Here is a 26,932-nt window from a genome sequence, read left to right on the forward strand (position 1 = left end):
GCCTCGTGGCAGGGAAAACCAAGGCTCCAGGCGATTCGTTTTTTCCGCTCCGGAAGACGCCCCCGGAACGACCCAGGAGCCGGCCCAGCGACAGGCCTCCTTGGAGCAAGACCGGGCTTGCCCTGGGTGCGGAAACGCCTGCAAACCCCACGACCATTCGGCACAACGCAGTTGGAGGCATTCGCCATTTGTATCCTCCAGGCAATCAACGATCTGGAGGATCGTCACCGTCGTCTTCGACATGGACGCCGACAACTTCCCGAAGCGGAGATCACTCCGTGCGTAACGAAAAAGCCGGTGCCCTTGCGGACACCGGCTTGATGATTGTTTGGCATGGCGGCTAAAAACCGCCGCCGCCACCTCAGGCGAGCGGAGTCGTGACTTCCTCGACCGGGCCGTTGGCCTCGGCCTCGCGTGCCTTCTCCTCGCGGAGCCAGGCGCGGCGCGACATCTTCACGCGGCCTTTCTCGTCAACGCCGAGGCATTTCGCGGTGAGCAGGTCGCCCTTCTTGACGACGTCCTCCACCTTCTCGACGCGGCCTTCGGCCAGCTCGGAGACGTGGACGAGGCCGTCCTTGCCGGGAAGCACTTCCATGAAGGCGCCGAATGCGGTGATCGAGACGACGCGACCCGTGTAGGTCTGGCCGACTTCGATTTCCTGGAACATGCGGTCGATCATCTGCTTCGCGCGCTCCAGGCTTTCCTGCTTGGATGCGTAGATGTGCACGGTGCCGTCGTCCTCGATGTTCAGCTCTGCGCCGGACTCGGCCTGGATGGCCTTGATGTTCTTGCCGCCTGGCCCGATGAGCTCGCCGATGCGATCCTGCGGGATCTTTACGGAAACGATGCGTGGTGCATGCGGGCTGAGTTCCTTCGGATTGGTGATCGACTCGGCCATCTTGGCGATGACTTTCGTGCGGCCTGCCTTGGCGATGTGGATCGCTTCCTCAAGCATGGCGATGGGGAGGCCGGGGAGCTTGAGGTCAAGCTGGTAGCCGGTCACGCCTTCGTCGGTGCCGCAGAGCTTGAAGTCCATGTCGCCGTAGAAATCCTCGGAACCGATGATGTCCAGGAGCATCTTGTGGGCTTTCAGCGAGCCGTCTTCGTTCTGCTCGGTGACGAGGCCCACGGAGATGCCGCCGACAGGGCGGATCAGCGGGACACCGGCATCAAGCAGGGCCATGGTGCCTGCGCAAACGGAAGCCATCGAGGTGGAGCCGTTAGACTCCATGACCTCGGAGGAAACGCGCATCGCGTAGGGGAAATCCGCCTCGGCGGGGATCACCGGCTCGATCGAGCGCTCGGCAAGCGAGCCGTGGCCGATCTCGCGGCGGTTGATGCCACCCATGCGCCCGCATTCGCCGACGGAGAAGGGAGGGAAGTTGTAGTGGAGGATGAAACGCTTCTCATCGACACCACCTGCGTAGTTGTCGAAGTGCTGCTTTTCGTCGGCAGGTGCGAGCGTGACGATGCCGAGCGCCTGGGTCTCGCCGCGGGAGAAAATCGCGGAGCCGTGGACGCGCGGCAGGGTGCCGACCTCGCCGTAGAGCGGGCGGAGATCGCCGATCTGGCGGCCGTCCGCGCGCACGCCTTTTTCCATGATGGAGATGCGGAATGCCTTTTTCTGGAGGTATTCGAAGGCTTGCTCGACATCGAAGTCGGTCGCCTCAGGGGCGCGCTCCTTGATGGCTTTCTCAACCTCGTCGCGGAGTGCGCCGACTTTCTTGGCGCGCTCGGTTTTCGAAGCCGCGTAGATGGCTGCCTCGATGCGGTCGCCGGCGATTTCGTAGGCGATCTCAAGGAGGTTTTCCTTGGCGACGGTGAGTTCGTACTCGCGCTTGGCCTTGCCGCATTTCGCGACGAGTTCCTCCTGGGCTTCTACAAGTTTGGTTACCGCCGACTGGGCGAAGTGCAGGGCTTTGATGAATTCGTCCTCGGGCAGCTCGTTGGCCTGGCCCTCGATCATGATCACATCGGTCTTGTTGCCGACGTAGATCAGGTCGAGATCGCTTTCCTCGCGCTCATCGTGGGTCGGGTTGATGACGAAATTGCCATCGACGCGGCCGACACGCACCGCACCGATGGGCCCGGCGAAGGGGATGTCGGAGATCGCGAGGGCGGCGGAAGCGCCGTTCATCGAGAGGATGTCGGAATCGTTGATGCCGTCCGCGCTGAGGAGGATGGCGACGATTTGCGTCTCATAAAGGTATCCTTTCGGGAAGAGCGGGCGCAGCGGGCGGTCCGTCATGCGGCAGGTGAGGATTTCCTTTTCGGTGGGGCGTCCTTCGCGCTTGAAGTAGCCTCCGGGGAAGACACCGGCGGCGGTGGCCTTCTCCTTGTACTCAACGGAGAGCGGGAACCAGGTTTGGCCGGACTTGACCTTGGTGGCGGATACGGCGGTGACGAGGATGATCGTCTCCCCGCAGCGGACGGTGACGGCACCGTCGGCGAGTTTGGCAAGTTTGCCGGTTTCGATCGTGATCGGGTTGCTCCCGACATCGACCGTGGTGGAATGGATGTTCATTTTCTTGTGTGTTCTTCTTTTTGTTTGCGTCAAAGCCAAGCCGCCATGTGCGGCCGGGCTATCAGGGTTTCCGGGACTGTCCCGGGGATGCGGCAACGGTGCGCACACCCCTTTTGCAAATCAGCCACGGGATTCTCTCCCGTGGCTGCGTTTGCGAAATTCTGTGTTAGCGGCGGAGTCCGAGGTCTCCGATCAGCTTCTGGTAGCTCTCCTCGTTCTTGGCCTTGACGTAATCAAGGAGCTTGCGGCGTTGCGAAACCATTTTCAGGAGACCCCTGCGGGAGGAGAAATCCTTCTTGTGGATCAGGAGGTGCTCCGTGAGTTCGAGGATGCGCTTGGTGAGCAATGCCACCTGGTAAGGTGCGCTGCCGGTGTCATTCTCGTTGATTTTGTACGACGCGAGGTCGATTTCCTTCTGTTCTGCTTTTGTGCTCATTTTTGGTAAGGGATGGGGCCAGCGCTCATCGCCAGCCCGTCCTAGGTGGGCGGAATGAAGCGGGGAAACGCGCCGGATGCAAGGTTTTTCCCGAATTTGCACCGGCATCCCCCGAGATCCGAATCCTCCCCGTTTTTACTCACCGGCCTTTTTCCCGCGATAGACGATCCCGAAAGCCGCCCAGCACCCCACGATGATGGCCGCCAGCACTCCCCAAAACGTTTCCCAGCCCCGCCCGCTCCCGTCCACGCAGGCGGCGCGCAGCCATTTGCAGAAAAACGCCCCGGCCAGCGGGCCAATGCCAGCGGCCATGAGGGAGAGCAGCCCCTGAGCCTGCCCGCGCAGGGCTGGCTCCACCCGCCTGTCCAGATACACCTGGGCGGTGACGAAATAGATCGTGTAGCAGACTCCGTGCAAGGCCACCCCTGCGGTGTGCCAGCCGAGGATCCCGCTCCACCCTGCGTATCCACTCATCGCGAAGCGCAGCGCGGAAAGCCCCAGCCCCCACATCAGCAGGGTCTTGAGACGGTATCTGACCATCAGTGCACCGAGAAAAACCATGGCCGCGATCTCGCTCCACTGGGCGATGGTCATGCTGGCCGTCGGGGTCTCGTCGCCGAGCGCCTCGAAGAGCTCGGGCGCATACATGTAGAAGGCCACAAGCGGGATGGAAAACAGCCCGGTGACGGTGAAGAGCACGGCGTGGTCGCGGTTTTTGAAAAGCGAGAACGCACCTAGCCCGAGAGCGCTTTTCCATGATTTACCCAGACCCAGCGGCGGGGTGTGGGGAAGGCAGAGGGCGATGATCCCGCAGGCGATGCGGCCGGCTGCCCCTGCGTATCCGGAGGCCGGGCTGGCATCCGCATGGAGGGCATAGCTCGTCAGGAATCCCGCCGCGATCCAGCCGACCGTCGCGCCGACGCGCACCAGCGGGTAGCTGCGCCCGCCCGCGCCGAGGTGGGTCATGCTGATCGTGGCCAACAGCCCCCAGGCCGGGCCGGAGACGGTGGAATAGGCGGCAAGCAGCGCAAGGAACCAGATCGGCCCGAAACCGGCATCGAGTGCGCCGAAGGCGAGGAAGAGCAGGACGGCGCCGGCCAGCGAGCACCAGCCGAGCAGCTTTTGGGCGGGCACCCGCTCATCGGCCAGCGCACCGCCGATGAGCGGCGAGAACAGGGCGCAGACCGGCGGCACGGCGAAGGCCCAGCCGACCCATTCGCCCATGCCCTTTGCGTTGAGGATATTGGTGAGGGCGGGGAACCAGAAGCCGGTGGAGAGCCCCTGGAAAAAGGAGGTGAGCCAAAGTCCGGCGAACATCCTTTTCCCAACTGCCGCGTTTTCCACAGGCACCTGCTAGCGTGAAATGCCGGGGATGAGAAGTGCCATTCCATCCCTCTCCCTGCGAATACCCCGTTTACAGCCCAAGCATCCCGGGTAAACTAGCGGGAAAACCATGCGCCCATTCCTCCTCATCACCGCGATCCAGCTTCTCTGCATTTCAGCTTCCGCCGCGGAAACCTTCCCCGCCGCAAACGGGCTGGAACGCTCGCTCGTGGCGCGCGAGCCGCTTTTGAAAAACCCCGTCTCCGTCTCCCTCGATGTGGATGGCACGATCTACGTCACCGAGACGCAGCGCCGCAAGATCGCCGATCTCGATATCCGCGAGTACATGCAGCAGGGCTGGGCCACCCATGATGTGGCGCTCACATCCATCGGGGAGAAGCTGGCGTTTTTCCGCAGGGAACTCGACGGGACGAAGAAATTCCCCAGGTCATCGCTCAAGGATTGGAACAAGGACGGCAAGACCGATGTAAAGGACCTTAAGGAAATTTCCGAAAAAATCATCCGCCTAACAGATACGGACGGGGATGGGGTGATGGACAGCTCGAATGTCTTTGCCGAGGGCTTCAACACGGAAGTCACCGGCATCGCAGCAGGCACGCTCGCCTGGCGCGGCGATGTCTATGCCACCATCGCCCCGGATCTCTGGAAACTCCGGGACACCGATGGCGACGGCAAGGCCGACACCCGCGAATCCCTCGCCCATGGCTTTGGCATCCACATCGCCTACGCCGGGCACGATATGCACGGGCTGACACTCGGCCCGGATGGGCGGGTTTATTGGTCCATCGGCGATAAGGGAACCAATGTGACCTCCAAGGAGGGGAAAAACTGGTTCGCCCCCCACGAGGGCGCTGTGCTGCGCTGTTATCCCGACGGCTCCGGCTTCGAGATCTTCGCACGCGGCCTGCGCAACCCGCAGGAGATCGCCTTCGACAAATACGGAAACCTTTTCTCCGTGGACAACGACTCCGACCAGAAGGGCGAACGCGAGCGTTTCCTGCACATCACCGAGGGCTCGGACACAGGTTGGAGGAACTACTATCAATACCGTGGATCCGCCTACAATCCCTGGATGGCGGAAAGCATCTGGGAGCCCACCGGTGAGTTCCAGCCGGCCTATATCACTCCGACAAACCAGAACTACTCGGACGGCCCATCCGGTTTCGCCTACAACCCCGGCACCGCGCTCAACGCGAAATACGAGGGCGCGTTTTTCGTGACGGAGTTTCCCAAGGGAAACCTCCGCTCCTTCAAGGTGAAGCCCAAGGGCGCCACTTTCGAGATGACCGACGAGCATGTCGTCCTCTCCGGCCCGATGAACGTGGGGATCAACTTCGGCCCCGATGGCGCGCTCTACTCCGCAGACTGGTCAGGCGGGTATCCGCTCAATGAAAAAGGCGCAATCTGGAAGCTGGATGATCCCAACGAAGCGGGATCGGAAATCCGCAAGGAAGTCGCCGCCATGCTGAAAGCGGGCACCAAGGATGTATCTACCACGGATCTGGTAAATCTCCTCTCCCACCCCGACATGCGCATCCGCCTCGATGCGCAGTGGGAGCTGGCGGGGAGGAAAGCGATCGCTGAACTCAATGAGGTCGCCACATCCTGGGCCGCCCCCCAACTCGCCCGCATTCACGCCGTCTGGGCGCTCACCCAGATTGGCGGCTATTATGAGAAAGCCATGCATAGCTTCTGTTCATCCGACGACGACGAACTTCGCGCCCAAGCAGCCAAACACGCCGGCGAGACGATAAAGGGCCGCAACCACGCACTTACCACGTTGCTCGCCGACAGAAGCCCACGCGTCCGCTTCCATGCCGCTACGGCGATCTGGAAAACCGGCGACGCCACCGCCATCGACGCGGTGATCACGTTGCTAGCCGAAAACGACAACAAGGACGCCTACCTCCGCCACGCAGGGGTGCTGGCCTTGACCGCTTCAAGCCCGGAACAAATCGCCGCGAAAACCTTGGCGCACGAAAGCGCATCCGTCCGCCTCGCCGCCGCTGTGGCATTCCGTCGCCTGTCCTCGCCTCTCGCTGCGAAGCTGCTTGCCGATGCCGATCCCAAGGTCGCCGCCGAGGCCGCCCATGCGATCTACGACGACCCCGCGATCAAGGCAGCCTACCCCTCGCTCGCCGATCTGATCCGCACCAATCCCAAGGCCAGCGCCCCGACCGCCCGCCGGTCCATCGCCGCGAACCGCTACCTGGCCGGCAAGGAATCCGCGGTGCGGCTCGCGAATTACGCCGCCAGCGAGGATGTCCCGCAGGATCTCCGCATCGCCGCCCTCGAAGCCCTGGCCTCATGGGCGAAGGTTTCCAGGCTGAATCCCGTGGACGGCCGCTACGATCCCCTCGATCCCGCCGATGCGGAGATCGCGAAGGCCGCCTTCATGCCTGTCTCAGCGGTTCTCAGCCACCATCCGGAAAAGGGGATTTCCGCAGCCGCAGCGGCGGTATCGAAAAGCCTCGGCATCGTGGCCGATCTCGCGGATCTGGAAAAGACGATCCTTGATCCCAAGGCTGATCCTGCCTCCCGCATCGCCGCACTAGATGTAATGCTTCCGGCCAAGCCTGCGGATCACGCAAAGCTCCTCCGCGGCTTGCTGGAGGACAGATCCTCCTACGAGGTCCGCATCCGCTCAGCCGCCATCCTTGCGGAGTCGGATCCGCAGGCGGTGATCGATTACGCGGCGGCGGCGATCATGAAATCCGAACAAGTCGGCGAGCAGCAACAGGCAATCCTCCTCCTTGGGAAAATGAAAGCACCCGCAGCGAGGGAGCTTTTGGAAAACTATTCGGAGCGCTTCGCCGAAGATGGGAAAACCCGCAGCCACCTGCTGCTCGAATTCAGTGAAGCCCTCCCCGATTTCTCGGCGAAGATCCCCAAGCACTCCGCCTCCCTCGCAGGCGGCGATCCCGCCCTCGGCGAGAAGGTTTTCAACGAGCACCTCGCCGCCCAATGCACCGCCTGCCACCGCATTGGCAAGGAAGGCAGCGAGGTGGGGCCGCCTCTAACAGAGATCGGCAGGAAAGGCCGCGAATACATCCTCGAATCCCTCGTCGATCCCCAAGCCAAGCTCACCCCCGGCTATGGGATGATGTCCCTCACGAAAAAGGACAAGACCACATTGGCCGGAGCCCTGAAGGAAGAGGATGCGGAAAAGCTCACGCTCATCCTCCCGGACAAAACCGAAGCCACCGTGAAGCTCTCCGAGATCGAATCCCGCACCGCACCGATGAGCGTCATGCCGCCGATGGGTGACATCCTCAGCCCCCGCGAGCTGCGGGATCTCGTCGCCTGGCTGGCGGGACAGCAATAGGCCGCAGCCCCTCATGGGCGCCGAAAAGAACGAAACCCGTGCTTGGCTTTCCCCCCGCATCCGCATTGATTTCCTCCATGGATCAAAATACCCCGCCGCCCCTGCCCGCCGCCGATGACCTTTCCGCAAAGCTCTCGCACGTGCAGTATCCCCTCACCCTCAGCTTCAAGATCCTCGCCCTCGCCAGCCAGGCGACGGTGACGGATGCCGCCGGAAAAACCGTGCTCTACACCAAGCAGAAGATGTTCAAGTTCCGCGAGCACGTGGAGATTTTCACCGACAAATCCATGGCGACCAAGCTGGCGGACATCCGCGCAAGCAAGGTCATCGACTGGTCCGCCCGCTACAACTCCACCGACGCCGCCGGCCAGCCCATCGGCTCCGTGGGCCGCAAGGGCTGGGCCTCGATCTGGAAGGCCCATTACGAAACCTTCAATCCCGGCGATGAGGTGCCGGATTTCTCCATCCGCGAGGAGAACCCCGGCGCGAAGGTCATGGACTCGATCTTAGGTGGCATTCCTGTCGTCGGGCTGTTCAGCGGATTCCTTTTCCACCCGAGATATCTGGCGACGCGCTCAAACGGCCGGCCCACCATGCGTCTTGAGAAAAAAGCCGCGTTCTTCGAGGGGAAATTCGAGATCACCAAGCTCGGCGAGCTAAGCCCCCGCGAAGAGCTGAACCTCATGCTCTCCTTCCTGATGCTCGTCTTGCTGGAGCGGAAGAGGGGCTGAGTCGGTGGGCTGGCGCGTCCCCAAGCCCATCCTCCCTACGCATTCTTGACCTTATCCCACGCGGCGGCCCAGAGCGGGAGATTGTCGCCGAGGTAGGCGATGGGCTCGCATTTCGCGAACAGTTCGGCGGGCGGGAAGAGAATGGCGCTGCCCCGGAAATCATCGGAGACGATGGGGTAGGCTGCGGTGTTCGGGGCGCGGTATCCGATCCATTCCATGTTCTCTGCGGCGACCTCCGCTTCAGAGAGATGCCTGATGAAGGCGTGGGCGAGGTCGGGGTTTTTCGCGGATTTCGGGATGCAGAGGTCATCGCATGGGAACGATGCGCCCTCGCGCGGGATCACGATCTCGATGTCGCCGTTCTCCGCCTGCGCGGCGATGAGATCGCCGGCGTAGCCGTGGACGAGGTGGAACTCCCCGGAAGCGATGCCGGACTTGTATTGCTCGTTCTCGAACTTCGCGATGTTCGCCTTCCACCGGATCGCGAGGGCGGCGGCGGCCTCGAGTTCGGCGGGATCCGTGGAGTTGAGCGAGTGGCCGAGGCTCTTCAGGGCGGCTCCAAGGACTTCGCGCATGTCATCGAGCAGGGTGGCGCGACCCTTGATTTCCGGGCTGGAGTAAAGGTTCCATGTCGGCTCCGCCTCCGGCAGCTTGGATTTCAGGTAGGCCACACAGGTGGGCGCCATCATGTAAGGGACGGATGTTTTCATTTCCGGATCCAGGGAAGTGGCGAGATAGGCTTGGTCGATGTTGTCGAGGTTCGGGAGTTTCGAGTGATCAAGGGGTTGCAAGAGCCCCTTGGAATCGAGCTGCTTCACGGCATAGGACGATGGGACGAGTATGTCGTAGCCGGTGGCGCCGGATTCGATCTTGGCGATCATCGCCTCGTTGGAGTCGAACGTGTCGATCACGAGCTTGCAGTTGAGCGCCGCCTCGAAGGAGGCTGCGGCATTTTCGCTGAGGTAGTCCGCCCAGGTGAAGACTGTCAGGGTTTGCTTCGCTCCTTTTCCCGAGCAGGATGGCAGGGCGGCGGCGGCGAGGGCGGCGGATGAGGTGGCGATGAAATTGCGGCGTTTCATGGCTACCTGTTTACGGGACGGGCGAGGCGTTGGGAAGCGAATACGAGCAGGAAGGTGGAGAGCAGCATCAGGCTGGAGAGGGCGTTGATGACGGGCAGCTCCTTGCTTTTCTTGATCATCGAATAGACCAGCGTGGGCAGCGTGTCGGAGCCGGGGCCCTTGACGAAGAAAGTGACCACGTAGTCGTCGATGGACAGGGTGAAGGCGAGCAGCCCGCCCGCGAGGATGCCGGGAAAAAGGATGGGCAGGGTGATTTTGCGGAACGCCTGCAGGCGGCTTGCCCCAAGGTCTCGGGCGGCCTCGACGAGGTTCGGATCGAAGTCCTGCAGGCGCGCCAACACCACCAGCGCGACGTAGCTGAGACAGAAGGTGATGTGGGCGATGGTGACGGTGGCGAGCGAAAGGCTGACGCCCGCCGCGATGAAAAGCAGCAGCAGGGACATTCCCATGAGGATGTCCGGCAGGACGAGCGGGATGTTGACCATCATGCGGTGGGTGTCCTGCAGGCGCGACCTGTGGCGGTGCAGTGCGAAGGCCGCACAGGTGCCGAGCAGCATCGAGGCGGAGGATGCGATGAACGCGACCTTGAGGGAATTGAGCAGGGCGGCGAGGATGTCATCACGCTCAAAGAGGCGGCCGTACCATTTCAGCGTGAAGCCTTTCCACTCCGGGCTGTAGCGGGCGGAATTGAACGACCTCACGACGAGCGCGGCGATGGGAAGGTAGAAGAATGCAAGCACGACGCCCGTCGTAACCAGTGGGATGCGGGAAGGTTTCATGCGGGCTTCTCCTTTCTCCTGAGGAGCATCGGGGCGAGCACCAGCAGGGTCAGCGCACAGGAAAGGGCGGCGGCCTGCGGGAGGTTGCGGTCATTGAAATTCCGCTGCGCGATCTTGTTCCCCAGCATCTGGCTGTCCGTACCGCCGACCATGTCCGGGATCACGTAGGAGCCGAGCATGGGGATGAAGACGATGAGGATGGCGGTGACCATCCCTTGGCGTATGCCAGGCAGGAACACGGAGCGGAAGGCGCGGAACGGCTTCGCACCGAGATCGCGGGCGGCATCCAGCAGGTGGAAATCGAATTTCTCCGCCGCCGCGTAGAGCGGCAGGATGGCGAAGGGCAGGTAGGTGTAAACGCTGACGATGATGACAGCCGCGGAGTTACCCAACAGCCGGTCGGCTTCCCCCAGCAGGCCGATGGAGCGGAGGGTGTCGGCGATCGCACCCTCCGCGTGGAGGATCTGCTGCCATGCGAAGACGCGGATCACGAAGTTCGTCCAGAACGGGATGATGATCAGGATCAGGATGCGCGAGCGCCACTTCGGGTGGAGCTTGGCAAGGTGCCACGCCACCGGCAGCGCGAGCGCAAGGCACAGCGCGGTGGTGACCAGGCTGATGGTCACCGTGCGCAGCAGCAGGCTTGGGTAAATGGGATCCTTCAGCGAGCGGATCGCATCCAGGCTCCAGCCCTCGCCGATACCTCCGGCGGGCAGCGCCGGGCGGAAGGCGATGGCGAAAATGATCGCCACCGGAACGAACACGAACAGGGCGAGCCAGAGGAAGCTGGGCGCCGTAGCCAGGAGTTCCGGTTTGCGGGGTTTCATTCCTCGTCTGGCAGGGTGAGGAGGGATTCGTCCTCCTCGCGGTATTGCTCGAGGAGGTAGCCGTCGTTGGCGTGCCAGCGGAGGTGGATGGTGTCTCCCCACTTCAGCGGGGTGTCGTCGAGCTGGTAGGTGCGGTGCTGGGTTTCCGCGCAAATCCGCCACTCGCCGCAGCGCACCCAGCAACGGGTGTGCGAGCCGAAATAGATGATGTCCTCGATCACTCCGGGAACCACGTTTTCGTGCTCACCGGGCGCCGGCCTTTCGCGGGAGATGACGATCTTCTCCGGGCGCAGGGAGAGGTGCACGAGGTCGCCGGGGCTCGTGGGCTTGTCGTTGTCGATGATGATCTCGCCGATGCCTTCGATGGCGCATTTCGAGAAACGCGCATCGCTGCTGGCGGTGATTTTCCCGTCGAGGAAATTCGTATCCCCGATGAACGCCGCCACGAAGGAACTACGGGGAGCCTCGTAGATCTCGGCGGGCTTCCCGATCTGCTCCACCACGCCCCTGTTCATCACCGCGATGCGATCCGAGATCGACATGGCCTCGCCCTGGTCGTGGGTGACGTAGAGGAAGGTGATGCCGACCTCATCGTGGATCGCATCCAGCTCGATGAGCAGGCGCTGGCGGAGCTTCAGGTCGAGCGCGGCGAGCGGCTCGTCGAGCAGCAGCACCTTCGGCTTGTTGACCAGTGCGCGGGCGATGGCGACGCGCTGCTTCTGGCCGCCGGAGAGCTGGGCGGGCTTCTTGTCGGCATGGGCGGCGAGATCGACGAGTTCCAGCATGCGCCCGACCTCGCTGCGGATCTCGGCGGCGGGGCGGCCGGACAGCTTGGGGCCGAAGGCGATGTTCTCGCGGATGGAGAGGTGGGGGAAAAGGGCGTAGGACTGGAAGACGGTGTTGACCGGGCGCTGGTCGGGGGGCAGGCGGGTGATATCGACGCCATCGAGGAAGATGCGGCCCTCGTCCGGCACATCGAAGCCCGCCGCCATGCGCAGCAGCGTGGTTTTCCCGCAACCCGACGGCCCGAGAAGGGAGAAGACCTCGCCTTTCTCGATCTCCAGCGACACGCGATCCACCGCGGTGAAGGAACCGAAGCGGCGGGTGACGTTCTCGAAGCGGAGATGGCCGGGCATGGGCGTGGCCGATTCAAGCGGCGGGCGGCGGTGTTTGTCGATGTTGGAATGGGCGCTTCGATGAGGAGGTGCCTGCCTGCATTGTGCCTGGTGTGGCCTTGCTATCCACCAAGCGATGGCTTCTGGCCGTCCTCGCAGGTGCCTATTGCGGCAGAGCGTCGTTGAGGAAACGCTCGTGCTGCTTGCGGATCATCGTGTCGTAAGGGCTTTCGGTGAGCGGGTAGTGGAGGAGCGCCCGCTCGGACCACTCCACAGCGCCCTTGCGGTCGCCCATTGCGAAGCGGAGCTCGGCCATGGTATCGAGGTATGCGGCCTGTTCCGGATTTCTGGCGACGGCTTTTTTGAGAAGTTTTTCGGCCTCGGGAAGGCGTCTTCCGGCGCGGGATGCGAGCCATGCGGCGGTGTTCTGTGAGTTGTCGCAATCCGGGTATTTCCCGAGCGACGCGGAGACGCGCTCCCAGGATTGGCCGAACCAGCGATCAAGCTCTTTGTTCAGGCCGGCCTCTTTCACGAGGGGGAAAAAATCGTCCGCCAGGGTGCCGTCGGCCGCGAAGATGCGGCTGAGATCATCAAGCATGGCGATGGCACGAGGCCTGTCCTGAGGAAGGACGTCGAGAGCCTTGGCCAGATCCGCGGAAAGCCTCATCTTGGAGTAGCTGGTGATCCCCATGCCGGAATACCTCTCGCTGACATATACCTGAGCGAGCGCCTCGAAGCAGGAGGCGGCGATGTCGAACTCACCCTTGCCAAGCATGGCCTGGGCGTGGTTGCCAAGGACTGCGACGAACTCGCCGCCGCTTATGTCCGCCTGGACGGCGGCGCGGAGATACCATTTCGCGGCGCGCACGCTGTCCCCGCCATAGGTGTAGTGTTCGCCGATCCGGTTGCAGCTTGGGGCGTAGCCGAGGGTGAGCTTTTCCACCCATGCATCCGCTTCCGCCGCCTCCTTGGACAAACCCGCCTTGCGCAGCGTCGCAGCCATGAAGGCGTGGGTCTCCGGGGAGCTGCTGACCGTTTCCCGGCTCTTGGACAGGATATCCGCAGCGTCCTTCCAGCGCCCGGCCGCGCTGAGGTATTGGCTCTGTTGCGCGGTGGTCCAGGAAACCGAATTCCTATCTTCCGGTGAAATCAGATCACGCGCCCTGAGGGCGTTCTCCACATCGTTCATGGAGAGCGAAAGGCTGAGTATGCGCAGCGCAAGGCGGCTCTTCTCATCGTCCGGGCTTTTCTCCACTGCCTTCCAGAATTTGGCCATCCAAGAGGCGCGCAGGTGCTTGGGATCGGCACCGAGGCCTGTGATGGCCATCATTGCACGCATGACATCCGCATTGGGGATATCCGGCTCGATTTTCCTGATCCACGAGAGCCATTCCATCACACCACCCTCCTCACCGAAGGCGACGGATTCGAGCTTGCGCCAGCGCTGGCCCTGTGCGCCCGCCCATGCGGCACCCTGCGCGAAGGCGAACTCCGGCGCACCGAACGAGGAGACGAAGAGGGGCCTGAGGAATTCCATGAACTGGATCTCATCCGCCTCCGCGATTTCCTCCAGCGGCTTGGAGAAAGCGGCGTTGAACTCCTTGGCCATGCCCCTCTGCTCCATGAACGCGGCGAGCAAGTGGAGTTCCGTTTCCGGGGAGCCTAAACCGCCGTCCCTATCGCCCCCACCGGACAGCTTTGCGAAGCGCTCGGCGACCCAGGCGGCGTAATCGGGCTTCTGCGGATCGATCCCCATGACCTTAAGCGCATCGCCTGTCCTTTCCTGGGATAGGTAGTGGGCGAAGCCTAGCTCGGGCTGATCCTTGGCCTGCGCCTCTTCCACCTCGGCAAGCCGACCCAGGGCGGCGAGCGAGGAGGCCGCCTGCTCGCGATCCGAGTCCTCGGGGGATCCCAGCAGCCTGATGAGCTGCTCGAAATCCGATTCCTCGGGCTTCTCCCCGTTCCAGCGCCGGGTGGCGATGCCCACATATGCGTCGAGCGCCTGCATGTTCGAGTCTCCGAAGCCGTTGCCGGCGAGCCAGAGCGTCGGATCCCCCAGCAGCACATTCATGCCTGCGTGGAGCATTTTCTGCCCCGATCGCGCCGCCAAATCCGCCGCCTCCCGGATCTCGCCCTTGGCGCGGTGGATGGTGATTTTCCAGATGACAGGCGGGACGCCGTCCGGCGCGGGGGGTAGCTTAGCCCCATCGCCGAGCCTGCCCATGTTCCGGTAGGCGCAGGCCAGCGCCATCAGGTCGTTGGGCTCGTTGGCGGACATCCGTAGCAGTTCCAGCGCCTCCTCATCCGCACCGCGCGCGATGGCCTGCCGCGCGCCGGTGATGGCCACCCCGCGGATCGCCGGAGCCATCTGGATCCTGATCTCCGGGGGTTCCATCGAAAACAGCTTGAGCACCTGGAAATACGCCTTGCGCAATTTCAGCTCGTTGAGGGCGCCCACCTTCAGGTTCGTCGAGGAAACCCGGTATTTCCTGATCAGCCCCAGCACGTTGTCGGGCGTTTCCGGCGTGATTCTCAGCTCGATTTTCTCAAGCACCCCGGCAGCCCGCAGCGCCACCTCCGGATCCTCGGAGCGGCTCGCCTCCCTGAGCTCTGCCAAGGCGCCGGTGCCGGCCTCCCAGAGCGCCCGGGTCGCCTTTTCGCGCTCCTTGAAAGACTCCGAGGAAAGCTGCCGGATCAGCTCCGCATGGCCGGGAGCCGGCGCTTTCGGTGCATCGGCGGCGCATAGCGCGATCGCGCCGGCAAGGAACAGGGACAAGGTTGCCTTCATCGCTTTGAAAACGTGAGGCATGGGTGGGATTATTCAACCCCTCCGTGAAAAAAGTGGAACCGCTGTGCCGTCCTTGGGGCTATGAGCCACGTTCCGGAGACTCAACAGGTGGGATCGTCCGAAGGGTTGCATGTCTTCCTGGGAAGGCATGACAGTCGCCGGTCGGGTTGTGATCCCCATTATTAACATCGGTCCGGGCTAGCTTCCAAAATGGTCGGACACAGCAGTAGGCCGCCAACGTAACCGCACCCGCTCGGCTGGCAAAGGAAATTTGGAACCGCGCGGGAATTTCAAGGACTACTCCAGCTTGACATCCACATCCACGGGCGTCCGCAGCGTCACCGGCCCGATCAGGCCCGATGGGATGAGCGGGGATTTCGCGCTGAACTTGTTCCGCAGGTTGGTGCGGGTGATGTCCGCATCCGCATCGGACTGGAGGTCGCCGACGATGCGGTTGTTCCAGAGGTTGGTGACGGAAACCTCCAGGCTGTTAGACCCGGCTTTCAGGAATGGCGCGATGTCCGCGCTGTATGGCTGTTTCCAGAGTATCCCGGCATCCTTGCCGTTCACCTTGACCGTCGCCACCTCCCGCACTGTGCCGAGATCCAGGTAAAGGGTTTTCGGGATCCCGGCGGTGAGATCGAAGGCCTTGCGGTAGGTCGCGGTGCCGGAAAAGTACCTCACGCCGGGATCTGGATGTTCCGTCCAGTCGGTGAGTTCCCCCATGGTCACGGATGCTGGCGCACCCCGGTTTCCGGGAAAGAGCAGTTCCCAATTCCCGGTGATCTCGCGCACGGAAGCACCCTCCCCTTGCTGATGTTTCCCGGCCCTGCCCTTGGCAGTCCTGAAGGTGTAGTCCCCCGGAAGCCAGGCCCGGACACGCAGGCTCCCCCCATCCATGGAAAGGATTTCCACCGCAGGCCCGGAAAGGTCGCTGCCGTATGTCCTCCGCCCGATCTCCACGAGGTGATCCTTACCTTCCCCGGCGCCGAACACGACAAACACGGAGGATGCGGGCGGAAGGTCGAGCGAGAGGTGGACGCGCCCATCCGACTCCTCGTACAGATGGCATGGCGTGATGCTGCCATCCTCCGGATGCCAGAGACTCGGGACACGGCCGGGCACCGCACGGAAGCTGCAGTTCACCCGCAGCCGCTCCACCGAGCTGTTGGAGACGAAATAGATATCCTCTTCCTCCGTGGCTCGGTGAATGTAATCGATGTGCCTGTCGCCGTTTTCCATCCCCTCCACCGTGAAATCGGGAGCCACGCCCATACCTTCCAGGATCTCATCGAGCGGGACATTCCAGAACACCCTGCCCTTGCCGTAGGCGTGGGAACGAACTTTCTCCCCATCGCAATCCCCCCAGATTTCCGCCGCCAAAGCCCGCACCCTGTCATCGCATTCCGGGTAACCCCGCAGGCTGTTGGATCTCTCCGGCTTGCGCCCCACCACCGTCGCACCCGCTTTCACCAGCGCGCCGATCTTTTCCAGAACCTCAGGGGAAATCGCCTCCCGGTTCGGAAGCACCAGGATCCGGTAGCCCATGCCGTCCGGTAGCATGAGCTTGCCGCCGCGGAACTCCATCCGCCCTAACAGCACCTCCTCGTTGACGTAATCATGGTCATAGCCATTCCCCAGCGTGGAGAGGTCCACCGGCAGATCCCTGCCGCAATGCGCGCATTTGTCGTCCTCCCACTGGGATTCGATCGTCGGGGAAATCCGCCGCGCCGGCACCAGGTTCGGCGCGTCGTCGCCGTAGTAGGCCGCCACATCCGCCACGAATTTCCCCTGCTGGAGCAAGTGGCTGCTGCGAGACATGTCCGCGAGCATGGGCGCGGACTGATCCCACCAGGTCGAGTTCACATTGAAATGCTCGCCCGCGTGGTAGGCATATCCGGGCAGCCCGGCGGAGGGAGGGTTATGGGCGAAGGTGTGGAAGGTGATCTGGTTCAGCCCCGCGCAAAAGGCGATGTCCGTGAGCCGTTTGTAGGCCGCCGGGCCCTCCTGCCAGTTCTGCCAGCCGGTCAGGCTTTCCGAATTGACGAGCGTTTTCCCATAGATGTGAGCAGCGCTCGCCGCCTCCTTGGTCACCCAGTTCTTGCGGTTGTTCCAGAACTCCCCCATCGGGATGTCCGCCGCGCCCAGCGCCTTGAGCGGATCGACCCGGGCGTATCCACCATGCCCCGCCTCGGCCAGAAGCTTCAGGCCGCGCGCGTTGAGGATTTCCCGGGACTTCGCATAGTGATCCTTGATCATCAGGTCGCTGACCATCTTCGTGTAGTCATGCTTGAAACGCTTGCTGAGTTCCGGGCTAGCCACCGTCACCCCGGCCAGCACCGGCAGCCACGGCCGCGCATCGTATCCTTTCGCCGTTTGGAAACTTTCCAGGAAATCCGGCGTCCAGTCCACCGCCGGCCTGACTTCGTAGCTATCCAGCATCAGGTGAGTCAGTGGCCCGAAATCCTTACGTCCATCCAGCAAGCGGTCGAGGATGTGGTCAAGGTGAGCCTGCGTCGCCTTCGCGCTCAGGTGATCGATGACCGGGCCGCTTGAGTTCGGGCTGGGGCAGTTCAGCTCCTCATCCGTATTGCTCATGATGAAGCGCATGATCTTCCACGAACCGGCGGGCACCGACCATGCCAGCCGGCCATCGGCATCGGGCTTCGCATCGAGAACCATCGTTTCCCCCGCTTCCGGCACAGCGATCACTGCCATTTCCTGAAACACCGAACCAACTTTTTCCGGCAGCGGAAGGACACCGGAAAACTCGCGCGGCCCATCCACCTTCACCTCGCTCCAGAGCAGTTTCTTGCTCGCATCATCCGGCGTGATCCAGGGGCCGCCGGAATTCCAGCTGCTTGCCGCCACCATCCCCAGCTCCAGCCCCAGCCGCTCCGCCTCGTCCATCGCATGATGGATATGCCCCAGTGATTCCGGCCCGAGAAACGCCGGGCCGTGCGGGATGATTTTCTGCGGATCGGTGAGCGCACCCAGATCCCAGATGATGGCGCCGCGTATGCCCTTGGCCTTCATTTCCTCCAGCTCGCGGGTGATCTGCTTATCCTCCACATGGCCGTTGAGCCACGTCCACAGCACGGCGGGTCGCGCTTGGGCAGGAGGGTTGCGGAAATCCTCCTCGGAGAGTCCGGCACGGGCATGCGATAACCCGGCCAGGAAAGAGGCGAGGAGTGCGGTCAGCGTTTTGATTTTCATGTGCGCCGAAGTCAGAGGCTCAGTTCGATGAGGTCCGGCTTGTCGGTCAAGGCGCGGATTTCCTTGATCGCCTTGCGGACGGCCTCCGCCTTCTGCAGGCTCAGGGCTTTCGGGAAATCAGGCTCCTCGTTCTCGAAGTAGTGGATGGCTTTCTCAAGCTGCGGAATGGCGCGCTGCGCGTGGGCGCCATAGCGCTTCAGCATTTCCAGCAGCGTGAGGATGGTGTTCTGGCTGCCATGCGGCTTCTGCGTCCGCACGTAATCGGCGAGCAGCCCGATGCCTTCGCTGACATGGTGCTTGCTGAAAAGGTCGAGGCCGGCCGTCTGGATCTGGCCGTCGAACATTTCACCGCTGGGGGAGCGATCCAGGATCGCCTGATGAATGACCGGCATCAGCGGCCGCAGCTCCTCGAAGGAAAGGTTTGAATAGACGGAGGAAAACGCGCCCCTCGCATGGCCGTCCTCGTTTTGCAGCCCGGCGCGGACGACCCCATAAAGGAGCTCTCGATTCACCCCATCCAGCGACCTTCCGAGCAGTCCGCCGCGCGGGTTGAACAGCATCTTGACGAGATAGCGCTGTTCCATGCCGCGCGGATCGGATGCCGAGGGTTTCGCGGTCGCCATCCGCAACATTTCCGGCACGGCAACCATCGCCGGTGCTCCGATCGCGTTGAGAGTTTCCGCCGCCTTCACCCTGAGCCAGAGATCGTCCGCACGCAGGGCTTCCTGGAGTTTCGGCACGGCGGGGGCGGCGCGATCCCTGAAAGCGGCGAGCGCTTCACAGGCACCGAGGCGCGCTTCGACGGAAGGGGAGTCGAGCAGCTGGATCAGCGGTTCGACGGTCATGTCGCCCCGGCGTGCGATGGCGGCGCTGGCGCGGGTGCGCACGATCGGAGACCAGTTCGCCAGCAGATCGATGAGGACATCGGGAGGCAAGCCGTCATAGGCGGTGAATGGGCCGTAGCCGGTGAATCCGCGGCCATCGAGAACCACCTGCCGGGCGGCTCCGGCCTCCAGGGGCGGCATGGTGGACGGCTTGCTGCCGGTGAGCCGCAGCTTCTTGAGAGGCATGGCATAGGCGATGAGGTAAACGCCGGTGGCATCCCATTTGCCATAGGAGTCGTCGCGGGCTTGGGCCGGCCCCTGGTGGGGGAAACTCCCGTCCCAGCTGCGGGCGAGATCGAAATACCAGGCGCCGAATTCCTCCATCCATGCACCCGTCGCGTGGGAACCGGCGCGAGACACCCCCGGCATGGCCCAGGTCATGTTGAAAAAGTTTCCGGTATGCCCTTGGTCGCGCTCGTTGCCGTGGGCGGCGGTGCTCATTTTCGCGAAAAATTCCGTCCCTTCCTTTTCACCGAGTTGGTCGAACAGCACCGCCGCCATGCCGCATTTGCCATTGTCCTCATGGCCTAGCATGAACGGTGGATGATCGCCGTATGGAACGGATCCCTTGCCGACGAAGAAGCGCAACAGGTTGGTGCTGCGCTGGATCGCCATGGCCACCTCCGGATCATCGACCCCCGCCTCACGCGCCAACACCAGCCCGACGGTCAATGGAATCCCCGGCGAGTTCATCATGCCGTAGCCGAAAAGGCGGCCATCGGGCATGGCAAACCGGTGCCCCCAGGAACCGACGCGGCTCTGGCCCTTGGCGGATTCCAGCGCGATCCGCCGCAGGCCGGGCAGAACCGACTCGTCGCCGGTGGCCAGCGCGTATTCCGCGAGAAACACGGTGACATAGCCATACCACCACGCTTGGTATCCGCCCTCCGCATAGGCCGCCGCCCACTCCGCTTCCCTTTTGATCAGGGGAAGGTATTTCGGATCACCGGTGGCCAGCAGGCCGAGCGCATTGAGCGAGCGGGAAATCGCGTTCTCCTTGTAATCCGGCCGCTCCATACGTTTTGCGAGCGCCTCGCTGCTTTGCGCGAGGATGAGCTTCGATTTTGCGCAATCATAGGGGGCGGTGGGGCTGTAGCTGCCGAGCACCGGCAGATTGAGCGTCACCGCATCGGTCTTGCCGGCACGCCAGCGGGAGAGGGAAAATTTGCCATCGGCTCCCTCGGCGGCGGTCAGAGCCTTGCCCCATTCCTGGCGGGGATCGTGGGAAAACGGCTTGCCCGCGACGCCGAGGATCACATCGCCTGGAGCCAGCACGCCATCGGCCGGTGAACCCGGGGCCACCTTGGTGATCAGCACCTGACGGGCTTCGACAGTTCGGCCCCCTTGGGTGTGCATCCAGCCTCGCGCACCGGTCGCACCGAGATTCCAATCCTTCGTCGCGCCCTCGGGAACCGGTTCGCCCTTGGTGAAATCGGGGTTGGGTAGCGGTGCGGGAGCGGCTGCCAGCGAACCGCCGATGAGCAGCCCCAGCAATAGGATGCCGAGGGATGTTTTGTTGATTTTCATGCTTTCGTGTTTTGGATGCTGATTAGGTATTTTATTTGGAAGCCTCTTCACCGAGGAACTTCCGGATCGTGGGTTCCATCGCCTGAGCCCAGACGCGGTAGCCCTCGAGGTTGGGATGCAGGCCGTCCGGCATGAGGGCGCGGTTTAGCTTTCCCTCATCATCGAGAAATACGTGACCGATATCAAGCCAGTGGACCGTCTTCTTGTCCACGTAGGTCTGAATGATCTTGTTGATCTCGGCATTGCGGATGCGGCCTTGATCCTCGGGCGTATCACCACGGGGGAAAATCGGCATCAGCAGGATCTTTGATTCGGGGAGCTTTGCATGGATCTCCTTGAGCAGCGCGAGGATGCCGTAGGCCGTGTCCTCTCCGCGCTTTTCCGGCTCACCCCGGTTGTTGGTGCCGATCATCATCACCACGAGCTTCGGATTGCGGTCTTTCATGCCATCCAGCCCGCCGTTCTGGAAATGCCAGAGCATGTGCTGGGTCTGGTCGCCGCTGGAGCCGATGTTCACCGTGTTGCGCTTGCCGTAGAACTCCTCCCACACCTGCCTGCCGACGCGGCGCCACTCGAAGATGATGGAATCGCCGACCATCAGCAGATCGACATCCTTTTCCGTGCACCAGCGCTTGCGATCCTCATGGTGCCTGAGCCATTCGGTCCAGCTCTTGGGATCCTCGTTCTTGCCGGGTCGGGACTCCGCCATCGTGGCGGGGATGTCGGTCTCGTAGGCGGGATCTTCCCAGGGCATGGGCTGCGCCCCGGCAGGTGCCATCCATGCGAACAAGGCCAGTACAGCCGCGATGCGGATTGCGGGAAACTCGGGAAACTTGTGGTGTCTCATGAAATCAGGATAGTCAGGGAAATGAACCGGGTGCAGTCACATCATTGGATGACAGCTTTCACCTTGTTTTCCCGAAGGCCCAAGGCATCCAGGATGGCCGGGGTCACCACTTCCGCGCAGCCCTTTGCCGTGGGGTGGATGGCATCCGGCACATATTCAAGAAACAGAGTCCCGTCCTTGGCCTGCACATCCTTCCACTTCGGGTAATGATCGATGAGAAGCAGCCCTTTCTGTTCGGCGACGGATCGGTACATTTCGTAATGCGCCGCGATGTCCTTCCTGTAAGACCTGTGGCCTTCCGGATGCTTGTCGCCGGGAGTCATTGTCATGAGGATGATCTCGCAGTCGGGGTTTTCCCTGAGGATTCGCGCGATCATGGTCTCGAGGTTCGCCTTGGCGATCTCCACGGTTCCCTTGAAACGCTCGACGCTGTCGTTGATGGAGAACTCGATGAACACGGTGTCCGGCTTGTTTCGGATGACCTTCCCGTCGAGGTTTCTGACACCCCATTCCGACCATTGGCCTGAGCCTCCGCTGTTGATGACGGTTGCCAGACCGGGGAAACGCTTGTCCAAAACTTCCTTCATCTGTCCGACCCACGCACCGCCGGCCGTCAGGCTCGTTCCGTAAGCGACGACCACCTGCTTCCTGCCTGCTTCGAGGTTGGTGACGAGCCTGGAAGGTTCCCCGGCGCGGCAGAACACTGCGGAGAGGACGATGACCGTCGTTACAAATGCTTTGGGATTGAGCGCAATCATCTTCCTGGGTTCATCATTTTGTGAGGAGTTCCACCATGTTGTCCCCCAGGCCTTTGCCGACGCGGAAATAGCTGCGGGCATTGCCGTTCCAGTGGAAGCCCTGGTTTCTCGGGGAGGTTTCGGGTGGCTCGAAATATTTCCGCGTATCGTCGGACAGGACGTTCGCAGGCCTCTCGACGCCAGCGACCCAAAGCTGGGCTTTCTCCACCGCATGGTAATTCTCATACGGAGGGTCGCTGGATTCGCCACCGTAATCCATGCCCGTGGTGGCGATCACGAAAGGCAGCCCGGGCTTGCCGAATTCCGACCGCACGGAGCTGATGAAATCGGGGAGGTTGAGCTTGTATTCGTCCGCGACCTTGTCCGGGGCCTTGTCGCTGGTGCCTTGGTGCCATGCAAATCCGACGATCTGGTAGCCGCGGCCTTTCCATTCGGGAAACTCCTTATCAAGATTGAAGAGGACTTCCTGCACATCCTTGAACATCTCGATATAGGAGGGGCCGATCGCACCGCCGCGCTTCGCAACCGCATTCGGCGAGCGGAACTGGCTGACCAGGTTGTGGCCGCCCCACGAGGGCTTGATGAGGAGCACATCTTCGCCCTTGTAGTGGTCGCCGATGACCTGCCCGAATCCGAACTCGGGGCCGAACCATCTGCCGTTGCTGGTCAAGGGCCCGAGGTCGCCCTTGAAAATCGCGCCGCCGTATTGGGCATTCGCTCCATTTCTCCACCACAGTTTGACATTGCTGCGGGTCTTCCACCCGCTCGTGGCGGGCTCCTTGGGATCGACCAGCAGCGAGCTGTAATCGAATTCCGGATATTCGGAATCATGCATCGCGAGATATCTCAATGTGCCGACGCCACCGACCTCATTGTTCTGGCCTTCCTCCGTGTGCCCGTAGCCGACCATGTTCGACTGGCCCGACAGGATGAAGACCTTGATGCCTTTCGGATCATCGTCCCAGGTGCGCAGCGAGGCCTGCGGCTCCACAAGGGGATGGTTGGCGAGGTCGGTCAGGCTGCGGGTGGAAACGGTGTAAGCCGTGTCGGGCTTGAGCGCTTCCTTCGTGGTCAGCGTGACCGATCCGCTTTCCGGATCGAAGGCGGCGGATTCCACGGCCAGCTGCCGGCCGCCATCCTCAGTGACGGCATAGTTGGACGGAGATAGCGAGGTGGTCGGCATCATCGGCTCGCTGAAGATCAGGCTGACCTTCGTGCCGCTGCCCCAGACCCGCCCGATGGTCGGCGGGGTGGTGTCGGGAAAGCCGATCTCAAACCGCAGTTTGCCGTTGCCTTTGATGGGGTTGGCGAACGGGCCGAAGGTGGTGGTTCCCTTGTCCTTGGCCGCCTCGACGGCTGCGGCCACACATGGCTTGTATCCGTCCGTCTCTTCGACGACATAGATGCCGTAGGTTTCGCCGGGGTTCGACGACCACTCGAGGTAATAGCGGTCGGTCTTGGGGTCGTGGAGCTGCTTGGTGATCTTCACCTCCCGCCGGGCAGGTATGCTGCCGCTGATCACGCTTTTGAAATCGGTTCCGATGCGGATTTCGTCGATCGCATTCTGCGGGAGGATCGTGCAGATGGTGAGGACGTCGAGCGTGTTCTCGTCGATGTCCGAGCTGCACGAGGCGGCATTTTCGTCAAACGCAGACTCGGTCATTTCCTGATCCTCGGTGAAATACCAGGTGCTCACCTTGTCGGTTTCCCCGAACTCGAACTTGAGGATGACGATGTTGTCCTTCTTGCCATCGATGTTGCTGCCGGGGGCTCCTGCCACTTCCTCGCCCTCCTTCCAGATGACCGGATTCAGGCGCTTCCGTTCCCGGAAATTGCGGCCGTTGCCGGCGCCGATGGCATCCGCTTGTCCATCCATCGCAATCGCCCGGTCCTTGAAGCCGCTCTCATCCGAGGCCAGCGCGATGCCCACGGGTGGGAAGAAGGATTGGTTGGGCATGTGCCAAACGGCGCTCAGCCACAGCACCCCGCCATTGCCCTTCGCCATCTCCCCGGCGCTGCGGGCCAGCTTGCGGGTGGAATGGGGTGCACCTGTCCTGTCCCAATCCGAAATGCCGACGTAACCGCCCATCGTGGGCAGGTTGTCGACCACCCCGTCCCAAGCGGGCTCGCCTGCACCCCAGTCCCCGGCATAGAGATCTTCCGGGTTGCCGCGCTGATCGTAAACAAATGCAAAACCCTCAGCGCCGGTGGTGTCCTTCCAGCCTTCGCCGAAACCTAGGCCGCCATTGCGGCTTTCCAGGCGACCCGCAATTTCGTCGTTGTGCGGTTTGTAATCGAAAGGCTCGTAGACCAGGAGTTCACCGGGGCAAATGGCGATGGTGCCGATCAGGAGCAGGATGGTGTTTCGGGTTTTGTTCATAGTCGTGTGCAACATACAGCAATGAGATTCACCACCTTGCCATTCATCGGATCGTCTTATGATGCTACTGCGCTACCTGCGCTTTGTGCCGCAGAAGCCGCCAACGGAAATCCGATCACCGCGAGAGAAGCTTGACCATGTTTTCGCCAAGGGACTTTCCGACCATGAAGTAGCTGTAGCCGCTGTGGTTCCAGTGGTGGCCCATGGTGCTGACGGCGTTCTGCGGGTCGCGGCCGAAGGGACGGGTGTCGATGGAGAGCACGTTGGCGGGCTTGTCCACACCGGCTACCCAGAGCTGGGCCCTTTCCACCTCGCTGTAGCCGGTGAAGGGCGGCTGTTCCTGGGAACCCTCCTTGTTGCCCATGCCCGTGCTGGCGATCACGAAAGGCAGGTTGGGATTGGCGAACTCCTTGCGGACATCCGCGATGAAGTCGGGGAGGTTGTCCTTGTAGAGAGGGGCATCGGTCTTGCTGACGCGGTCATTGAAACCCTGATGCCAGCCGAAGCCGACGATCTGATAGCCCTTTCCCTTCCACTCGGGAAAATGCTCACCCAGGTTGTCGAGGCATTCGCGGGTGTATTCGATCATGGCCAGATAGGAGGCACCAATTTCGCTACCACGTTTTTCAACCATGGTGGGCGAGCGGAAGTTTCCATTGAGCGAGTGACCACCCCAGGCCGTCTTGATGAGGAGCACGTCGTCATTCCTGTAGAAGTCGCCGATCACTTGGCCGAATCCATACTCGGGGCCGAACCAACTGGGGCTGCCGCCTTGGAACGGGGGGCCGAGGTCGCCCTTGCGGATCTCACCACCCAACTTGCCGCTGTGGCCGTTTCGCCACCATACCTTCACATCGCTGCGGGTTTTCCACGGGCTGGTTTCGGGCTGGCTGGGATCGACCAAAAGCGAGGCGTAGTCGTATTCGGGATGCTTGTCCTTGTGGATCGCCATGTAGCGCAGGCATCCGACACCGCCCTTGATTTCCTTGGGCGTGGTCTTGTCGCCGGGCTTCCACTCCGGATTGCCGCCGTCTTCGGTCTTGCCGTAGCCGACCATGTTCGACTGCCCGGCGAGAATGAAGACCTTGATGCCCTTGGGGTCGTTGTCCCATTTCGGGGCGGGGATGGCGAGGGCGGAGCCCGCCGCAAGTGCGAAGGCGATGAGGGTGTGGATGCTTGGTCTGTTTCTCATATTGGAAAAGGGTGTGTGCATATGGGGCGGAAGAAAGATTCCGCCCATCCGTTGCAGCGAACCAATGCCACCTGGCATTCAGGGCTTTCCGCCAATTTACTCCGGAACCAAAGAGGCACGCCTGCGGCGCAAAAGCAAGCAGGTACCGGCGAGACCGAGCAAGCCCGCGGAAGACGGCTCGGGGATGACGGTGAGATTGATCTCGTCAAGCATCGCAAACTGGCCATTGCTGCCTGACGGAGTAAAGGAGAGAAATAGTCGTTTGCCCGCGGAAGCGCCGGTGACGCTGCCGATACCGGCCTGTATCTCCTGGACGTTTGTAGCCGAGCCGCTGACAAAACCGAAGGCAACCACGTCTTGCACGACACCGGTTTCGGTGCCTGTGGTCGAGGTGAACAATTGCCAGTTGATGGACAAGCCCGAGGATGCAGCGCTGTGGCTCCCATGCCAGAAGCTCAGGTTGAACGTGTCGCCCAGCACGAGGTCATAACCGGTGTTAAGGAAAATGCCCATAACACCCGTAGCGCTAGCCGTGTTTTGACCGATCACCGCATACGTGATTCCATCCGTCGGCGTGCCGTTAGCCGTCCGGTATTGGACGTTTCTTGTGATTCCCAAGTTGGTGCCAAGATTGGTCACCGTTGTCTCGTTTCCTTGCCAGCCCGTCGTTGTTTCAAAGCTTCCGTTATTCGTGTAACCCGGTGCTGTCCCGTCGATGATCACGGTGGCCGCGGAGCTCATAGGGGTGAGAAGTGCCGGGGCGAAAATGAGGAGGGCGAATTTGTGATGGAGTTTCATGATTTGGTTTGGTTCTTGGTTTGAATGAAGGCGGTGAAAGTTCACATTCCTTGACCGGAGGGAATTCGTTGGAGTTGGTCGGTGATATGCAGCCGCTGGCGATGGAATGTTGCGGCCCGAATGGGGTGATCGTGCAGATGCGCCTGATTTCGCCTAGTCCCACGATAGTATGAGACGGAGACGGCTAGGATCCGGGATTCCATGCTGCGTGGCCGGGTGGGGCTGATGTTTGCGGTGGCGAAGGCTGTGCCAAAAAACCATTTGCACCGAGAAGGGCTGCAGAGGGCTCGGGTATGGTCTGGACGACCAGATTCAGGCTCCCTTGCCGTGAGTAGGCGCTGCGCCCGCCGCCGAGGTCAAATGCGGTGCCTGAGCTGAACGG

17 protein-coding genes are annotated in these 26,932 nt (G+C 62.1%); 2 read left to right on the forward strand and 15 right to left on the reverse strand.

The window, feature by feature from the left end; translation table 11 throughout:
* Positions 1 to 361 precede the first annotated feature (361 nt).
* The 3 genes from HZ994_08230 to HZ994_08240 all read right to left on the reverse strand — a co-directional run bounded on the left by HZ994_08230 (position 362) and on the right by HZ994_08240 (position 4,277).
* Entirely contained in the window at positions 362 to 2,524 is a 2,163-nt protein-coding gene (locus HZ994_08230; protein QTN32316.1) for a polyribonucleotide nucleotidyltransferase, read from the reverse strand.
* Positions 2,525 to 2,690: 166 nt separating this feature from the next.
* Complete coding sequence (gene rpsO / locus HZ994_08235) at positions 2,691 to 2,960, reverse strand: 30S ribosomal protein S15 (GenBank protein ID QTN32317.1); 270 nt, start codon at positions 2,958 to 2,960, stop codon at positions 2,691 to 2,693.
* A 135-nt stretch (positions 2,961 to 3,095) separates the two neighbouring features.
* Positions 3,096 to 4,277 carry an MFS transporter gene (locus HZ994_08240; GenBank protein ID QTN32318.1) on the reverse strand — a complete coding sequence of 394 codons (1,182 nt, stop codon included), beginning with the start codon at positions 4,275 to 4,277 and terminating at the stop codon, positions 3,096 to 3,098.
* Between the two features lie 136 nt (positions 4,278 to 4,413).
* Between HZ994_08240 and HZ994_08245 the strand changes: the two genes are divergently transcribed.
* Positions 4,414 to 7,629 (forward strand): c-type cytochrome, encoded by a 3,216-nt coding sequence (locus HZ994_08245; GenBank protein ID QTN32319.1) that lies wholly within the window; start codon positions 4,414 to 4,416, stop codon positions 7,627 to 7,629.
* Positions 7,630 to 7,706: 77 nt separating this feature from the next.
* A complete protein-coding gene (locus HZ994_08250) occupies positions 7,707 to 8,360 on the forward strand; it encodes a hypothetical protein (protein ID QTN32320.1) in 654 nt (217 codons plus the stop codon).
* Between the two features lie 35 nt (positions 8,361 to 8,395).
* Here the strand turns inward: HZ994_08250 and HZ994_08255 are convergent, their stop codons facing one another.
* From HZ994_08255 to HZ994_08310, 12 genes are all read right to left on the reverse strand, one after another.
* A complete protein-coding gene (locus HZ994_08255) occupies positions 8,396 to 9,439 on the reverse strand; it encodes a spermidine/putrescine ABC transporter substrate-binding protein (protein QTN32321.1) in 1,044 nt (347 codons plus the stop codon).
* A gap of 2 nt (positions 9,440 to 9,441) precedes the next feature.
* Entirely contained in the window at positions 9,442 to 10,218 is a 777-nt protein-coding gene (locus HZ994_08260) for an ABC transporter permease (GenBank protein ID QTN32322.1), read from the reverse strand.
* The gene (locus tag HZ994_08265) at positions 10,215 to 11,045 is read right to left on the reverse strand and encodes an ABC transporter permease (GenBank protein QTN32323.1); all 831 of its coding nucleotides are present in this window, start codon (positions 11,043 to 11,045) and stop codon (positions 10,215 to 10,217) included. Before HZ994_08265 ends, HZ994_08260 begins: the two co-directional genes overlap by 4 nt.
* A complete protein-coding gene (locus HZ994_08270; protein QTN32324.1) occupies positions 11,042 to 12,181 on the reverse strand; it encodes an ABC transporter ATP-binding protein in 1,140 nt (379 codons plus the stop codon). Before HZ994_08270 ends, HZ994_08265 begins: the two co-directional genes overlap by 4 nt.
* A gap of 142 nt (positions 12,182 to 12,323) precedes the next feature.
* Positions 12,324 to 14,969 (reverse strand): hypothetical protein, encoded by a 2,646-nt coding sequence (locus HZ994_08275; protein ID QTN32325.1) that lies wholly within the window; start codon positions 14,967 to 14,969, stop codon positions 12,324 to 12,326.
* A 276-nt stretch (positions 14,970 to 15,245) separates the two neighbouring features.
* Positions 15,246 to 18,164, reverse strand: coding sequence for a hypothetical protein (locus HZ994_08280; protein ID QTN32326.1), 2,919 nt, complete (start codon positions 18,162 to 18,164; stop codon positions 15,246 to 15,248).
* 11 nt (positions 18,165 to 18,175) lie between these two features.
* Positions 18,176 to 20,575 (reverse strand): HEAT repeat domain-containing protein, encoded by a 2,400-nt coding sequence (locus HZ994_08285; protein QTN32327.1) that lies wholly within the window; start codon positions 20,573 to 20,575, stop codon positions 18,176 to 18,178.
* A gap of 31 nt (positions 20,576 to 20,606) precedes the next feature.
* The gene (locus tag HZ994_08290; protein ID QTN32328.1) at positions 20,607 to 21,422 is read right to left on the reverse strand and encodes a hypothetical protein; all 816 of its coding nucleotides are present in this window, start codon (positions 21,420 to 21,422) and stop codon (positions 20,607 to 20,609) included.
* Between the two features lie 41 nt (positions 21,423 to 21,463).
* Positions 21,464 to 22,180, reverse strand: coding sequence for an SGNH/GDSL hydrolase family protein (locus HZ994_08295; protein QTN32329.1), 717 nt, complete (start codon positions 22,178 to 22,180; stop codon positions 21,464 to 21,466).
* Between the two features lie 13 nt (positions 22,181 to 22,193).
* Positions 22,194 to 24,560: an Ig-like domain-containing protein gene (locus HZ994_08300; GenBank protein QTN32330.1), complete on the reverse strand. Its 2,367-nt coding sequence runs from the start codon at positions 24,558 to 24,560 to the stop codon at positions 22,194 to 22,196.
* Between the two features lie 115 nt (positions 24,561 to 24,675).
* A complete protein-coding gene (locus HZ994_08305) occupies positions 24,676 to 25,752 on the reverse strand; it encodes a hypothetical protein (GenBank protein ID QTN32331.1) in 1,077 nt (358 codons plus the stop codon).
* 96 nt (positions 25,753 to 25,848) lie between these two features.
* Entirely contained in the window at positions 25,849 to 26,550 is a 702-nt protein-coding gene (locus tag HZ994_08310; protein QTN32332.1) for a PEP-CTERM sorting domain-containing protein, read from the reverse strand.
* Positions 26,551 to 26,932 lie beyond the last annotated feature (382 nt).

It is taken from the genome of Akkermansiaceae bacterium (assembly GCA_017798145.1).
GTDB lineage: Bacteria > Verrucomicrobiota > Verrucomicrobiia > Verrucomicrobiales > Akkermansiaceae > Luteolibacter.

Coding starts and splice junctions, on each gene's coding strand:
- HZ994_08245 (QTN32319.1), top strand. CDS start 4,414: ATGCGCCCATTCCTCCTCATCACCGCGATCCAGCTTCTCTGCATTTCA.
- HZ994_08300 (QTN32330.1), bottom strand. CDS start 24,560: ATGAACAAAACCCGAAACACCATCCTGCTCCTGATCGGCACCATCGCC.
- rpsO (QTN32317.1), bottom strand. CDS start 2,960: ATGAGCACAAAAGCAGAACAGAAGGAAATCGACCTCGCGTCGTACAAA.
- HZ994_08250 (QTN32320.1), top strand. CDS start 7,707: ATGGATCAAAATACCCCGCCGCCCCTGCCCGCCGCCGATGACCTTTCC.
- HZ994_08280 (QTN32326.1), bottom strand. CDS start 18,164: ATGAAAATCAAAACGCTGACCGCACTCCTCGCCTCTTTCCTGGCCGGG.
- HZ994_08240 (QTN32318.1), bottom strand. CDS start 4,277: ATGTTCGCCGGACTTTGGCTCACCTCCTTTTTCCAGGGGCTCTCCACC.
- HZ994_08290 (QTN32328.1), bottom strand. CDS start 21,422: ATGAGACACCACAAGTTTCCCGAGTTTCCCGCAATCCGCATCGCGGCT.
- HZ994_08275 (QTN32325.1), bottom strand. CDS start 14,969: ATGCCTCACGTTTTCAAAGCGATGAAGGCAACCTTGTCCCTGTTCCTT.
- HZ994_08230 (QTN32316.1), bottom strand. CDS start 2,524: ATGAACATCCATTCCACCACGGTCGATGTCGGGAGCAACCCGATCACG.
- HZ994_08295 (QTN32329.1), bottom strand. CDS start 22,180: ATGATTGCGCTCAATCCCAAAGCATTTGTAACGACGGTCATCGTCCTC.
- HZ994_08305 (QTN32331.1), bottom strand. CDS start 25,752: ATGAGAAACAGACCAAGCATCCACACCCTCATCGCCTTCGCACTTGCG.
- HZ994_08265 (QTN32323.1), bottom strand. CDS start 11,045: ATGAAACCCCGCAAACCGGAACTCCTGGCTACGGCGCCCAGCTTCCTC.
- HZ994_08270 (QTN32324.1), bottom strand. CDS start 12,181: ATGCCCGGCCATCTCCGCTTCGAGAACGTCACCCGCCGCTTCGGTTCC.
- HZ994_08310 (QTN32332.1), bottom strand. CDS start 26,550: ATGAAACTCCATCACAAATTCGCCCTCCTCATTTTCGCCCCGGCACTT.
- HZ994_08260 (QTN32322.1), bottom strand. CDS start 10,218: ATGAAACCTTCCCGCATCCCACTGGTTACGACGGGCGTCGTGCTTGCA.
- HZ994_08255 (QTN32321.1), bottom strand. CDS start 9,439: ATGAAACGCCGCAATTTCATCGCCACCTCATCCGCCGCCCTCGCCGCC.
- HZ994_08285 (QTN32327.1), bottom strand. CDS start 20,575: ATGAAAATCAACAAAACATCCCTCGGCATCCTATTGCTGGGGCTGCTC.